At 61.1% G+C, this 14192-nt stretch carries 14 protein-coding genes; 5 read left to right on the forward strand and 9 right to left on the reverse strand.

Features of this window, described 5'->3' with window-relative positions; all coding sequences use genetic code 11:
* The first annotated feature begins 7 nt into the window (after positions 1–7).
* Positions 8–505 carry a transcription elongation factor GreB gene (gene greB, locus B0D71_RS24245; RefSeq protein WP_007973570.1) on the forward strand — a complete coding sequence of 166 codons (498 nt, stop codon included), beginning with the start codon at positions 8–10 and terminating at the stop codon, positions 503–505.
* A 3-nt stretch (positions 506–508) separates the two neighbouring features.
* Here the strand turns inward: greB and B0D71_RS24250 are convergent, their stop codons facing one another.
* The 3 genes from B0D71_RS24250 to B0D71_RS24260 all read right to left on the reverse strand — a co-directional run bounded on the left by B0D71_RS24250 (position 509) and on the right by B0D71_RS24260 (position 3024).
* Positions 509–817: a hypothetical protein gene (locus B0D71_RS24250; protein WP_093216517.1), complete on the reverse strand. Its 309-nt coding sequence runs from the start codon at positions 815–817 to the stop codon at positions 509–511.
* A 247-nt stretch (positions 818–1064) separates the two neighbouring features.
* Positions 1065–1499: a DoxX family protein gene (locus B0D71_RS24255; RefSeq protein WP_103396963.1), complete on the reverse strand. Its 435-nt coding sequence runs from the start codon at positions 1497–1499 to the stop codon at positions 1065–1067.
* A gap of 103 nt (positions 1500–1602) precedes the next feature.
* Complete coding sequence (locus B0D71_RS24260) at positions 1603–3024, reverse strand: MltF family protein (RefSeq protein ID WP_103396964.1); 1422 nt, start codon at positions 3022–3024, stop codon at positions 1603–1605.
* Positions 3025–3261: 237 nt separating this feature from the next.
* Here B0D71_RS24260 and B0D71_RS24265 point away from each other — a divergent pair, with 237 nt between their 5' ends.
* From B0D71_RS24265 to B0D71_RS24275, 3 genes are all read left to right on the forward strand, one after another.
* Positions 3262–4071, forward strand: coding sequence for a TatD family hydrolase (locus B0D71_RS24265; protein ID WP_103396965.1), 810 nt, complete (start codon positions 3262–3264; stop codon positions 4069–4071).
* A 186-nt stretch (positions 4072–4257) separates the two neighbouring features.
* Positions 4258–5739: a methyl-accepting chemotaxis protein gene (locus B0D71_RS24270; RefSeq protein WP_103396966.1), complete on the forward strand. Its 1482-nt coding sequence runs from the start codon at positions 4258–4260 to the stop codon at positions 5737–5739.
* 220 nt (positions 5740–5959) lie between these two features.
* Positions 5960–6325 (forward strand): terminase, encoded by a 366-nt coding sequence (locus tag B0D71_RS24275; protein ID WP_103396967.1) that lies wholly within the window; start codon positions 5960–5962, stop codon positions 6323–6325.
* Here the strand turns inward: B0D71_RS24275 and B0D71_RS24280 are convergent, their stop codons facing one another.
* The 3 genes from B0D71_RS24280 to B0D71_RS24295 form a co-directional block, all read right to left on the reverse strand.
* Positions 6326–7123, reverse strand: a complete 798-nt coding sequence (locus B0D71_RS24280) for an acyl-CoA thioesterase (RefSeq protein WP_103396968.1) — start codon at positions 7121–7123, stop codon at positions 6326–6328.
* 254 nt (positions 7124–7377) lie between these two features.
* The gene (locus tag B0D71_RS24290) at positions 7378–8136 is read right to left on the reverse strand and encodes a CHAD domain-containing protein (RefSeq protein WP_103396970.1); all 759 of its coding nucleotides are present in this window, start codon (positions 8134–8136) and stop codon (positions 7378–7380) included.
* A 133-nt stretch (positions 8137–8269) separates the two neighbouring features.
* A complete protein-coding gene (locus B0D71_RS24295; RefSeq protein WP_103396971.1) occupies positions 8270–8548 on the reverse strand; it encodes a hypothetical protein in 279 nt (92 codons plus the stop codon).
* 221 nt (positions 8549–8769) lie between these two features.
* Here B0D71_RS24295 and B0D71_RS24300 point away from each other — a divergent pair, with 221 nt between their 5' ends.
* Positions 8770–9807, forward strand: a complete 1038-nt coding sequence (locus tag B0D71_RS24300) for a patatin-like phospholipase family protein (protein ID WP_103396972.1) — start codon at positions 8770–8772, stop codon at positions 9805–9807.
* A gap of 154 nt (positions 9808–9961) precedes the next feature.
* Here B0D71_RS24300 and B0D71_RS24305 read toward each other — a convergent pair whose 3' ends face one another.
* The 3 genes from B0D71_RS24305 to kdpC form a co-directional block, all read right to left on the reverse strand.
* Positions 9962–10651: a response regulator gene (locus B0D71_RS24305; protein WP_103396973.1), complete on the reverse strand. Its 690-nt coding sequence runs from the start codon at positions 10649–10651 to the stop codon at positions 9962–9964.
* Between the two features lie 48 nt (positions 10652–10699).
* Positions 10700–13351, reverse strand: coding sequence for a sensor histidine kinase (locus B0D71_RS24310; RefSeq protein WP_103396974.1), 2652 nt, complete (start codon positions 13349–13351; stop codon positions 10700–10702).
* A gap of 159 nt (positions 13352–13510) precedes the next feature.
* On the reverse strand, positions 13511–14056 hold the full coding sequence (gene kdpC / locus B0D71_RS24315) for a potassium-transporting ATPase subunit KdpC (protein WP_103396975.1): 546 nt from the start codon (positions 14054–14056) through the stop codon (positions 13511–13513).
* Positions 14057–14192 lie beyond the last annotated feature (136 nt).

Here is a 14192-nt window from a genome sequence, read left to right on the forward strand (position 1 = left end):
AGTTGCCATGAGCCGTTACCGCCCTCCCCGCACCGCCGGCACCGCGCTGATCACCCCAGAAGGTGAAGCGCGGATGCGCGCCGAGTTTCATGAGCTGTGGCATGTACGTCGACCTCAGGTTACCCAGGCAGTCAGCGAAGCCGCGGCCCAGGGTGATCGCTCGGAGAACGCCGAATACACCTACGGCAAAAAGATGTTGCGAGAAATCGACAGTCGCGTGCGTTTTCTCACCAAACGCCTGGAGGCGCTCAAAGTCGTCAGCGAAAAACCCAGCGATCCGAACAAGGTTTATTTCGGCGCCTGGGTCACGATTGAGGACGAGGACGGCAAGGAGTCGCGCTACCGCATAGTCGGGCCGGATGAACTGGACCTCAAACAGGGCCTGATCAGCATTGATTCACCGCTGGCCCGCGCACTGATCGGCAAGGCACTGGACGCCGAAGTGCGGGTCCAGACACCAACCGGTGAGCAGTGTGTGTATATCGTGGCGATCGACTACCCGTGAAACTCAACGGCGAGTAATCAGCCCTTGCCGGGCAACACGGGTCAGCTGCCTGATCACTTCAGGCGCGTCTTCGAGACTGGGGGATTGAATCACCGCCAGATCGAAACTGTCGTTGGCAAAACGGGCGAGCGACTCACCGTCTTCGACAAACTGGATCAGGAAGGCAGCGGGGCCGCCGGTACGACGTGGCCAGCCATCGAGATAACGCAAGAGCGTCGGCTGATGTTTGCCGCCAAGCAGGATTTTTGGATTGCGCTGGGTAAGATGTGCCGTGATCGGCGCGGGACGTACAACGGGGTTTAGTGCATTCATTGTGTCGTGTCTCTGCCTCAAAAGTCTGCATGGCAGGTGAGAGGCAACACCGAACCAGCGCTTTAGCGGTATTTCGAAGCCTGTTCTGGCTTCTATCGGCAACTGGATGAGTCACCTGGCGCCCCGCAAGTAGCTGTTTAAATCGGCGCATGGGCAACATCCTAGAGAAGCTGACTGGACAGTGTCAAGAATGACGCGCAACAAAAAAGGCCCGCACAATGCGGGCCTTTTCGTTGAGCCAGAGCGGTCAGCCGGCGATGACACGGTCCGCCGAGAGTTTGCCCGCACCTTCGATCAATACCGCGATACTGCCGCCGAGCAAAGCCAGGGCGAATTCATAACCGTTGTTGGCCATGAACAGTCCGTTGCCGATGTGCACCGAGAAAATCGCAACCAGCGACAGGAAGGCCAGGCCCAGCGCGGCCGGGCGAACCAGCAGGCCGATGATCAGGGCCAGGCCGGCGAAGAACTCGGTGCCGCCCGCCAGTGTCGCCATCAGGTAACCCGGAGTCAGTCCGAGGCTTTCCATGTACTGCGCGGTTCCCGCCAGGCCATAACCACCGAATGCTCCGAAGAGTTTCTGCGAGCCGTGGGCGGCGAAGACAATACCGACAACGATGCGCAGAACCGTCAGGCCGTAGCCAGCGCGGGTAGACAGTACCTTGTTGATCAGAGTGCTCATGCTGTTTCATTCCTTGTAAGTGTGTGTTGGTTGGCCGCCATATTAATCAGTAATTCACATATTAAAAGCGCAAAAACCCCGCCATAACAATCAGATTAGTTGATCATTTGCGCGAGGCAACTTTTTGCCCCTGGGGCTCCAACGACTCCCGCTCCCGGTCGAACGCCAGGTAATACTTGTTCACGCTATTAACATAGCTGACCGGCCCCATACCCACTTGCTCCATGGCCACGCGTTCGACCTGGAAGAACCACTGGTTGGGATTCAACCCTCGCCGCCGGGCTTCGGCGCGCATGCCCTGCACCCGCTCTGGCCCGATGTTGTAGGCCGCCAGCACGAAAGCCATGCGTTCGCGCTCGTTGAGTTTCGGGCTGGCAAAAAACTTGCGCCGGATCATCGCCAGGTACTTGGCCCCGGCCTGCACATTGCCGTCAACGTCCTGAATACTATTGACCCCCACCCGTTGCGCCGCAGAAGGCGTGATCTGCATCAGGCCGGTCGGGCCACCGCCACTGCGGGCGGCGGGTTGCAGGCCTGACTCCTTGAAGGCCAGCGCCGCCAGGTTCAGCCAGTCCATGCCCTGGGCATCGGCGTGTTTCTGCAGCACCGGGCGAAGTTTTTCCAGACGCTGGCGGTCCGCCTTGGCCAGTGGATAGTGCACTTGATAGAGACGCCGATAAATCCGCAGGAATGCGGCGTCCTGATCCGACGGCTTTTTGTAACCGGTGAGGAAGCGATCAATGCTAGCCCGCAGCATCGAGGCATCACGGCGCACGAACCAGAACTCCTCTCCCGGATCACTGATGAGTACCTGCTTGTCGAAACGCAGCTTGGGCAGGATCTTGCCCCAGCGTTCGGCGATCGGCTGCTCGACGATGGTCAGGTGGAAGATCCCGCCCTGCACCATCTCCAGTACATCCTCGACGGCAAGACTCGGATCGACCCATTCGATTGTGACCGGTGGCAGTTTGTGCAGGGCAAGCTTTTGATTGATCTGGCTGACGGCATCCCCGGCGGCGCTGCCGGCGGGTAACGCCAGGGTCTTGCCGGAAAGCTGTTCAAGCCTGGTGTAGCGGCGTTCGCCCTTGATGCCCACCAGGACCAACGGGATGTTGCTGGCAATCGGCTCACTGGTGCTGACGGCGAAGCCCGGTTGCAGATCGAGCAACTCGCCTGGCGCCACCAGATCACCCTCCCCGCGCTGCAATGCACCGAGCAGTTGATCCTTGGCCTTGGGAATGATCTTGAGGGTGATTTCCTGACCGTCACGGGCATGGCCGTTAAGGTATTGCTCGAATGCTCTCAGGCGATGGTATTCAACCCCGATCGCCTGCCCCTGGACTTCGCCGGAACTGTTGCGGCTCTGGTTGACCAACACCCGCAGCACACGGCTGCTGCGAATTTCGGCAAGGTCGCGCACCTTGCTGGCCGGTACGGCTTGCAGCGGCCCGGGCAGACGCGCGACCGCCGACATCGGCAGCAGCAGCGAACAACACAGCAGTAGCAAAACCGAGGGACGAATCATCCACTCTCCGGAAAGAATATGAGGCCCGCTTCAATGACGAATAGCATCAAGCGCGGCGACAAAAACAGAGCGCCCAAAGCGCTGGCAAGGTGCGAAAGACTGGCACAATGATGGCAAAACTACCAACCCGGCCCGCCCCGCGGCTCAAGAGACAGCGTTAACCCGTTGTAGTTCTTGGCTTTTCTTATAAATCCACGGCTCTGATATGCTTTCCGGCCTTTGGGCCGAGGTAGCACCATGCAACTCATCGATATCGGCGTCAACCTGACCAACGCCAGTTTTGCCGACAAACACCAGGCCGTACTCGACCGCGCCTACGCGGCCGGCGTATGCCAACTGGTGCTGACCGGTACCAGTGTCGAGGGCAGTGAACAGGCCCTTGAGCTGTGCCAGCAGCTGGACGAAAGCACTCAGCGCCTGTTCGCTACCGCCGGTATTCACCCTCACTGCGCCAGTGACTGGAACGCTGACAGCGCCCGACGTTTGCGCAGCTTGCTCAAGGAGCCGAATGTGGTGGCCGTGGGCGAATGCGGGCTGGATTTCAACCGTGACTTCTCGCCGCGCCCGCAGCAGGAAAAGGTCCTCGAAGAACATTTGGCCCTGGCCGTTGAATTGCAGTTGCCGGTATTTCTGCACGAGCGCGACGCCAACCAGCGATTGCTGGAAATCCTGCGCGACTTCCGCGACCGCCTGCCGGCCGCCGTTGTGCACTGCTTCACTGGGGAACAGAAAGCACTGTTCAGCTACCTCGACCTGGACTTGCATATCGGCATTACCGGCTGGATCTGCGACGAGCGGCGGGGCACGCATCTGCATCCGCTGGTCAAGGAGATCAAGCGCGGACGCCTGATGCTCGAAAGCGATGCGCCGTACCTGCTGCCGCGCAGCCTGCGCCCCAAGCCGAAAAACGGGCGAAACGAGCCGGCGTACCTGACCGAAGTATTGCGCGAAGTCGCCCTGCATCGCGGGGAAAGCCAGGAGGACCTGGCGGCACACACGACAGACTGCGCACGGGCGTTCTACGGGTTGCCATCAATCCACCATTAGCCACAAATCCCTTGTGGGAGCGAGCCTGCTCGCGAAGGCGTTGTGTCTGCCAGCATCAAGTTGAATGACAGACCGCTTTCGCGAGCAGGCTCGCACACATTGACTTGTATCAAAGTTCGAATTTCTGAGTAGCGGCACAATACTGGCACCTTGCCAAAACTGTTTCCGCTATCAGAGAAGACCTCCATGGGTGCCTGGCTTAGCAATATCTCGCTGAAATACAAATTCTGGGCGGTCAATGCCGTCGCCTTCGTCACTACCCTGCTGTTGGTGCTGTACGCCGTACACCTCGAACAACAGGCCCGCGTTCATGCGTCCCAAGCCTCGACTCAGGCACAAGCGCGATTGCTGGTCGACTGGCCTGCCGGGCAGCCTCTACCCAAGGCCGACAACCTTCTGACATTCGATCGCGGACAGGCGCCGTCGCTGAATGGACAGCCCATGCTCGAACTCGTCGATGCAAACGGCTGGGTCGAGATCAACGCGATGCCGCTGTTCGGTGACAACCCGCTGATGGGCGCTGAAGTGTTTACGCGCACGGATGGTCAGCAGGTTGCAGTCATCGCCCACGGTCCAAGCCTGAGCCAGGTGTTCAACGAACGTTTTGCCAACTACGCGGTGGCCGTACTCATCCTGATGCTGGCCATGCTCGGCGCCTCGCAGTTGTTGATCCGTTTTCTGCTCAGCCAACTCAACACCTTGAAAGACGTCATGCTGCACGTGGAGAAAACCGGCGACCTGTCGGCTCGAGTGCCGTTGGCTTGCAGCGACGAAGTCGGGCAGATGGCCAATGCCTTCAACGCCATGCAGGCCGGTTATCAAAGGGTGGTCAACACCGTCGCCAGCACCGCCCGGCAACTGGATGACGGCGCCGCGCGACTGGCGGCCAGCATGAATGAAGTGCGCCACGGCATGCTCGGTCAACAGAGCGAAACCGATCAGGCAGCCACGGCGATCAATGAAATGACCGCCACGGTCTATCACATCGCCCAACACGCCGGCGCCACCCGTGACCTTTCGCAATCGGCCGATACGCTGGCCGGCAGCGGGCAGGAGGTAGTGACGCGGGTGCAACGGTCGATTGCCGGACTGTCCACCGGCGTTCAGCAGACCGCCGAGATGATTCAGCGTCTGGCCGAGGACAGCCAAAAGATCAACGGCGTGGTCAACGTGATTCACAGCATCGCCGAGCAGACCAACCTGCTCGCACTGAACGCCGCCATCGAAGCGGCCCGGGCCGGCGAGATGGGTCGCGGCTTTGCGGTAGTTGCCGATGAAGTGCGCAACCTCGCCAAACGCGTGCAGGCCTCCACGGACGAAATCACCCTCATGGTCTCGGCATTGCAGGCCGGAACACGGGACGCCGTGGACTTCATGCAGGAGAGCTCGTTCAAGGCCGACGACTGCGTGCAACAGGCGCAGGAGGCCGGGGCCGCATTGGCCGAGATCACCGGCGCGGTGGCGCAGATGCGTGAAAGCAACACGCAGATCGCGGTGGCGGCCGAGCAGCAGAGTCAGGTGGCGGAAGAGATGAACCGCGCGGTGGTGAGTATCCGTGACGTGACCGAGAACACGGTGCGGCAGACAGTGACCTCGGCGACCACCAGCAATGAGCTGGCGGCGCTGGCCGGGGAGTTGAGCAAGGCCATCCGACAGCTGAAGCTTTGAGCGCCTCATCGCGGGCAAGCCCACTCCTACAGATGAGCGCGTACGTTCATAAGAATGCGGTCAAAATGTGGGAGCGGGCTTGCCCGCGATGAGGCCAGAACTGGCGACATCAATGTTGACCATGACACCTATCGCGTCGATAGCCAGCCTTGATTCGCCGCCAGCAATGTCCAGGCCTATTCTTCCTACATGTGTTCAACATGGATCGAGGATCAGCATCATGGGCAAACGTCACCCCAACCTTCCCGCCTGGCAATGGCGAGCGTACCCGGGCAATCATCAGCACCCGACCAATCTGGTGTTGCACCTGATCGCGGTACCACTGTTCATCGTCGCGGCTCTGTTGATTGTGTCCGGGGTGTTCAGCCTGACCCTTTCGAACATCGCCATCGGCGTGATCGGCGTGATTGCGGCGCTGGCCTTGCAACGCCACGGCCACAGCCTGGAGACGCAAGCCTCCGAACCTTTCAGTGACCGCAAGGATGCGATATCGCGCTTGTTGGTCGAACAGTTCCTGACGTTTCCACGGTTCTTTCTCAGTGGTGGCTGGTGGCGCGCCTGGCGTGAGCGTCACCGCCGTCACTGATCAGGCAAACACCGTCACCGTCTGCCGGCTCATGGCGATCAAGCGGCCATCCGCGCTCCACATTTTTGCGGCGGCATGCCCGTAACCGTCGGCGGCGTGCTCGGTCTCAACGAGGTATTTGCACCAGTTCAGGGTGTTCAATTCCAGCAGCGGCTGCACGAATTCGATGGTCCAGGTCAGCGTGCTGCCCATCGCCGGCTTTTTCAGAAACGGCATCAGGGCCGGGGGCCAGGCGTCCACCAGCGCGAGGATATGCGCCTCGCTGATGGCCTCTTCTTTCACATCGCCACGCAAGCGTACCCAGCCGCCCATTTGCCGGGATGTGCTACCACTGAACGGCAAGCCGCCGACACTCCAGCGCATCGCCAGATGCCGCATGAACTCCGGGATAATGCCTTCGACAAAAGGCAATTCCTGGCACTCGTCCCAGTGCTTCATTTCAGGCGCCGGTTCAGCGGACACTGCTACTTCCGAAGGGCGCGAGGCACCAAAACTGCCCTGGATCAGGGTCACCACCTGCCCCTTCTGCATCACCCGGCCCAGCACCTGGCTGACCGCCTTGCCTTCACGCAATACATCGACCTCAAAACTGACCGGAACCAGGGGTTCGACCGGGCCGACAAAGGTGATTGCCAGCGAGCGCACCGGACGATCCGCCGGCACCCGGGCACGCATGGCTTCGTACTGCAACGCGGCCACCAGGCCACCGAAACTGGCGCGCCCCTGGGCCCATGAGGCCGGGATAGAAAGCTCCATCGGCTGGCTACGGACAGCGTCGAGCAGTTCAGAAAAGCGCATGAAGACCTCTGGGATCGAAAAAAGATGAAGGGATCTTACCCAGCCGGAGGGGGCCATACAGCACCCATTCCAGCCAAATTGACTGACAGATGAGCCGAACCCAAGACTCTGCAGGAGCAGACCGGACCTCCCGGGGAACTGTAGGAGCCGGCTTGCCGGCGATGGACTCAAGTGCGCCGCGTTTATCCGGGTTACACGCGTTATCGTTAACGATCATCGCTGGCAAGCCAGCTCCTACAGGAGCTGCGGTGTTTTCAGGATTTAAAACAGGCCTTGCTGAGTTTTTCCAGCACCCGGTCCGCTCGTTGTTCAGCCTCGGCCATGGTGGCTTCCCACACGGCAACACAGGGCTGCAAATCCGCTTCCTGTTCAGCCATGGCCAGCCATTGCACACAATCGTGCCAATCGCCAAGCGCGCCCTGGGCCGACTTCAACCGGGGCATGGCCGCTTTCGGCAATCGATCCAGTTCGGGGTAAGCATCGATGCCATAGCGTACGCGCTTGATCAGCAGACGTAGCTGATGACGGTCGTGGGCCGGGTCGTGCAGTGCCGCGTCGAGTGTTTTCCATTGTTTGCCCAGACGCTTTTCGATGCGCTTGCGCAAATCCTTGAGCAAGCGCTGGCGCTGGGCTGCGCGCAGAAAGCGCGGAAAAGCATCGAGAACAATCAGCAACTGCGCAAGTTCAGGGCTGGCCGCCACCGCCGGGTAGGCCTCGGCCATCTGCGCCATGCGCCGTTGAGCGGCCTGGGGTTGGTGGTGCTGGAGCAGGTACGCCGCCAGCACTTCGCGATCACGTAACGGTGTGGTCAGATCGCCCACCCGCGAGGCAGCCGCTTCCAGTTGCTCGACGCCGGGCAATCCGCGCAAAGGTCGCAACAGGCTACGTAACCGCCGCATGGTTGTGCGCAGATCGTGTAACGCTTCGGGGTCAGTATGCTCTTTCAAGCGGGCCTGACAGGCCAGCAGACGAATTTCCAGGCCCAGAACACGAGCCACCAGCCGATCGATCATGGGGGTTTACTCCGTAAAACAGTGCCATGCATCACCCGTAGGCGCTGGCTTGCCAGCGATTGCGATATCAGGTCACGGTAACATTCGAGAGCCTATCGCCGGCAAGTCGGCTCCTACAGGAGTAGCAGTGTTTTCAACGCCCCGCACGCGACTCACGAATATAGAAACGGGCCTTCTCGGCCTTGTTGGTGCAGCCCTCGAACCCCTCGAATTGCTGCTGAGTCTTGGCCGCGGTCAACAGCGACAGTGCCTTGGAGTAGCTGACGGTCCCGGCGAAACCCTCGGCTTTGGCCAGGTCCAGTTCATGCCATGCCGCATCCAGGTTACTACCGCAACTGTCGCGATAAGCGGTTTTGCCGGCACAGCCGGCGAGCGCCAGGGCAATCAATGGCACGCAGATCCAGGCTTTCATCACTCACTCCTCAAAGATAGGTCAACAGTCATGCAAGTAAGACGGTGTGGCACCTGAAAAGTGCCGTTGGTCCGCTGTGCAAACTATAGCGCTGACGAGAATAACCGTGTGCCGCCATGGAGTATCGAAAATACGACGCTCTTGCCTCATCGAACGACCATGGCGATTGAAGCATGGCCCTCGATAGGTGCATTGTTGAACCATTCAAACGAGGGCGATCCATGAAAAAGCGTGTCGCACTGGTATTGGGCTCGGGTGGAGCCCGGGGTTATGCACATATTGGGGTCATCGAGGAGATCGAACGGCGCGGCTATGACATTGCCTGTATCGCCGGGTGCTCCATGGGCGCGGTGGTGGGCGGGATCTACGCCGCCGGCAAACTCAATGATTACCGCGACTGGATCGAGAGCCTGGACTATCTCGACGTGTTGCGTCTGGTGGACGTCAGTTTTCGTCTGGGGGCGATTCGTGGCGAGAAGGTGTTCGGGCAGATCCGCAAGATCGTCGGCGAGATCAACATCGAAGACTTGCGTATCCCCTATACCGCCGTCGCCGCCGACCTGACCAACCAGCAGGAAATCTGGTTCCAGGAAGGCTGCCTGCACCAGGCCATGCGCGCCTCGGCAGCGATTCCCAGCCTGTTTACCCCAGTGATGCAAGGCAACCGCATGCTGGTCGATGGCGGCATACTCAACCCGCTGCCGATCGTGCCGGTGGTGTCGAGCCATTGCGATTTGATCATCGCGGTCAACCTCAACTCCACCAACCAGCGCCACTATCAACTGCCGGTCATCCAGCGTCCCGCCGCCTTCAAGACCCGCTTCGACAGCCTGATCAACTCCCTTGGCTCAAAGATGCCGTTCCGCCGCAAACAGGCCGAGCAATTGTTGATCCTGGAGCAGGAAGCCCTGAGGGCCGAAGGCGCGGCGTTCAATCCGTGGATCGAATCCGCCGAGCCCGAAGCGCAGCAACCCGCGGCCGCTCCCGAAGCCAGTGGCGCGCCCCGCTCCGCCACTGGTTCGTTCATCATCGACAACGTCGGGCCGGCGTCCCTGCTGGATTTGATCAACCAGAGTTTCGAGGTGATGCAGACGTCGCTGGCGCAGTACAAGATTGCCGGGTATCCGCCCGACATCCTCATCAACGTGCCCAAACGCGTGTGCCGGTTTTTCGAGTTCTACAAGGCGCCGGAGCTGATCGCGCTAGGAAGGGAGATTGCGCGGGATACGCTGGATCGCTATGAGAGTGAGCAGAACTGACTGTCTGAAAGTTCTCGGGTGACTATCAGGGCCTCTTCGCGAGCAGGCTCGCTCCCACAGGGTTCGCGTCGTATACATGATTGGTGACCGACGCGGTCATTGTGTACGGGCTTGCCCGCGAAAGCGCCAGATCAGTCACCACAAATTTTCAAAACTACTCACTCAACAACCGATACCCCACCCCCGCCTCGGTGACGATGAACCTGGGTTGGGTTGGGTCATCCGCCAGCTTCTGGCGCAGGTGCCCGACGACGATGCGCAGGTAGTGAGTGTCTTCGGTGTGCGTCGGCCCCCAGATGTCCTTGAGTAATTGCTGCTGGGTGATCACCCGCCCGGGATGCCGTGCCAGTTGCGCCAGCACGGCGTACTCCTTGCGGGTCAGCGCAACTTCCGCACCGTCGAGCAACACCCGGCGATACGCCAGGTCGACGGTCAACGGACCGAAACTCAGTGCCGCTGGCTGGGCTTCCCCCACGGACGCCTGGCGCAGCAACGCACGAATCCGTGCCAGGAACTCCTGAATGCCGAACGGCTTGGTCACGTAGTCATTGGCACCGCCATCCAGGGCTTCGACCTTCTGCCCTTCACTGGCCCGCACCGAGAGCACCAATACCGGCACCGTCGACCACTCGCGAAAATCACGCAGTACCTGTTGGCCGTCCATGTCCGGCAGGCCAAGGTCGAGCACCAGCAAGTCCGGTTTGCTCAACGCAGCTTGTGCCAATCCCTCACTGCCCGTGCCGGCCTCCAGCACCTTGTAGCCCTGGGAAGCGAGGCTGATGCGCAGGAATTTACGGATCTGCGGTTCGTCGTCGATGACCAAAATGGTCGTGGTCTGGCTCATGAATTCACATCAACACAAAGAAGTGGCAAGAGAGTAGCGCAAGCACGATCAGGCTTCACTTTCGTATCCCGGCTGAGCCTGTAGCGGCAGGTGCAATGTGATGCAGGTGCCACGCCCCTCGATGCCGTCGGCGACGCTGATACGTCCGCCATGGGCACCGACCATGCCCTGACAGATCGCCAGCCCCAATCCGGTCCCCTGCCCGCCACGATCACCCCGCGCCGCGGTGTAGAACATGTCGAAGATCTTCTCCCGTTCCGCCTCCGGAATCCCCGGCCCCTCATCGCTGACAGAGAAAAACAGCTCACCGTCATCGGCCCCGGCGCGCACTTGCAAACGCCCGCGGGGTGGCGAAAACCGCGCGGCGTTTTCCATCACGTTGATCAGTGCCTGTTCGATCAGTGCGGCGTGGACGTACAGCAGCGGCAAATCCGCCGGTACTTCGGTGCTGACCTGCAGCGACGCAAGTACCGCGCGCAGGCGATTGAGCGCACTGCCGACGATATCGGCCGGCGACACCCAGTCCCGCGCCAGCTTCAGGGCACCGTGGCCGAGGCGGGTCATGTCGAGCAGGTTTTGAATATAGCGGTCGAGGCGCTCGGCTTCATCGCGAGTGCCTTCAAGCAGTTCGCGGCGATCCTCCAGCGGGATCGCTTCACCCAGGGCCAGCAGGCTGTCGATACTGCCGCGCATGGACGTCAGCGGCGTACGCAAATCGTGGGAAACCGAAGCCAGCAAGGCACTGCGCAACTGCTCGGTTTCGCCATGCAGCCGCGCCGCTTCCAGATCATCGGCCAGTTGCGCCCGGGCCAGCGCCTGGGCCAGCGGCTGGCTCAGCGCGGTCAACAAGCGACGGCGCTGGCCGCTCAGGGTCTGGCCTTCCTTGGCGCAAACGCCAAGCAACGCCAGCGGACCGTCCTCCACCGATAATGGCCACCACCACCAGCGGCCGAACGGCAAGGTGCCGGTGCCCGCACCCGCGGGTTGATCGTGCTGCCAGGCCCAATCGGCCGCGGCGCGTTCGGCTTCGGTGAACTCCAGCGGGCCACCGGTTTCAACTTTCCAGCCGTTTTGCCCGTCGCGATTGAGCAGGCACAGTTGCACGTCGCTCCAACCGTTGAGGTGTTGGGCAGCCGCGCTGACCACGGCCTGGCGGTCAGTGGCGGCGGTGAGTTTGCGTGACAGGTCGAGCAATTCGGTGGTCTCTTCCTGGGTGTCGCGCAGGGCCTGCAATTGTCGCCGCTGACGCGCCGCGAGATTGCCGGTGAGGGCTGCCATCAACAGAAAGAACAGTAAAGTCAGCACGTCTTCTTCGCGCTGGATACTGAAAGAGAAATTCGGTGGAATGAACAGAAAGTCATAGGTCAGAAACGACAGCGCCGCACAGGCCAACGCCGGCCCGAGACTGCTGCGCACCGCCACCAGCAGCACGGCGGCGAGGAACACCAGCGAGATGTTCGGCAACGGCAATACACTCGCCACGGCCCAGGCCAGGGCACTGGCCAGAACCGTCGCGATCACGGCCAATGCGTAGTCGAACCAGACCAGCGACTGCATCGATCGTTGATGGGGTTGATGCTGTTGGTGATCACTATCGAGGACGTTGATTTCCAGTCCACGCGCATTGCGCAGCAGCCGTGCCGCCAGCCCGCCACCGAACAGGCGCCGGCGCAATCTCGGTCGGGACTGACCGACCAGCACCAGGCTGGCACGACGCTCGGCGGCATGTTGGATCAGGGTTTTCGCCACTTCACCGGCGCGCAGCAACACCACTTCGCCGCCCAGGCGCTCGGCCAGTTGCTGGGCGCTTTGCAGGCGCAGGCGCGACTGTTCGTCACGCACGCGACCGTTGTCCACATGCACCAGACTCCAGGGCAGGTGCCGCCGCTGGGCCACTCGACTGGCATGCCGTACCAGACGTTCAGCCTGGGCATCGCCGTCCACTCCCACCAGCAATCGCCCACGCACCGCTGGCGCCGCTTGCCCCAACTGGCGATACCCTTGGGCCAGATCGTTATCGACCTGAGCCGCCGCGGTTTGCATTGCCAGTTCGCGCAGGGCCGTGAGGTTGGTCTGGGAGAAGAACGCATCGATGGCCGCCCGCGCCTGCTCAGGCACATAGACCTTGCCGTCGCGCAAACGCTCGAGCAACTCCCGTGGCGGCAAGTCGATCAGCAGCAGTTCGTAGGCTTCCTGCAACACCCAGTCCGGCAGGGTTTCGCGAACCTGCACGCCAGTGATGCCGCGCACCTGGTCGTTGAGGCTTTCCAGATGCTGGACGTTGACCGTGGTGTACACGTCAATGCCGGCGGCGAGCAACTCCTGAATATCCTGCCAGCGTTTTTCGTGACGGCTGCCGGGGGCGTTGGTGTGCGCCAGCTCGTCGACCAACACCAATTTCGGTTTGGCTTTGATCAGACCGTCGAGGTCCATTTCTTCGAGCAACACGCCACGGTATTCCGAGCGCACCAACGGCTGCTGCGGCAAGCCGCCGAGCAGGGCTTCGGTTTCGGCCCGGCCATGGGTTTCAACGACACCGGCAATGACTTTCACCCCCTGGCGCAACTGGGTGTGGGCCGCTTGCAACATGGCGTAGGTCTTGCCGACCCCCGGCGCGGCACCGAGAAACACTTTGAGCCGTCCACGACCATCGCGGGGCAGGTCTGCTAACAGCGCGTCGGCGCGGCCGGAGTTGCTCATGTCTGGGGATCTCTTTTTTCTTGAAGGTGATGGGTGGCCGTTCTATCGCTTTCGCGAGCAAGCCCGCTCCTACATAAGATCTTCAGTGGCCACACACTATGTGTACGACATTTATCCAGTGTGGGAGCGGGCTTGCTCGCGAATGGCAGCGCCATGGACCTAAAGTTTTTCCAGCGCCAGATTCAACTCCAGCACATTCACCACCGGCGGACCTACCAATGGCTGCTCGATATGCGCGTCCAGCAGTTGTTGCAGTGTCGCTACCGGCAGGTTGCGCGCCGCCGCAACACGCGCCAGTTGATAGGCAATCGCCGCCGGTGGCAAGTGCGGATCGAGACCGCTGCCGGACGTAGTGACCAACGCCAAAGGAACCGGCCCCTGCCCTGGCACCCGCAATTTATTGGCATCGTCGATCACCCGCGTGGCCAGCGCCGGGTTGCTCGGCGACAGGTTGCTGGCACTGCTCGACACGGTGGCAAAGGCACCGGCCGAAGGACGCGGATGGAACCAGGCATCGCCGACGAAATCCTGGGCGATCAGCGATGAGCCGCGGACCTTGCCCTCGGCATCGCGCACCAGGCTGCCGTTGGCCTGATCCGGGAACGCGACCTGCGCCACGCCGGTGACCACCAGTGGATAAGCAACGCCGGTGATCAGCGTCATCAGGACCAGCAGGCTCAGGGCCGGGCGTATCAATGTGGACATTTCAAAATCCTCGAATTCACAAAAACAACTGTAGGAGCGAGCTTGCTCGCGATGGATCTGAAGGCACCGCGCTTTGTCAGAAAGGGCGCGTTATCGTTAACCACCTTCGCGAGCAAGCTCGCTCCTACAGTGGGGG

This window comes from Pseudomonas laurylsulfativorans, assembly GCF_002906155.1.
GTDB classification, from domain to species: Bacteria; Pseudomonadota; Gammaproteobacteria; order Pseudomonadales; family Pseudomonadaceae; genus Aquipseudomonas; species Aquipseudomonas laurylsulfativorans.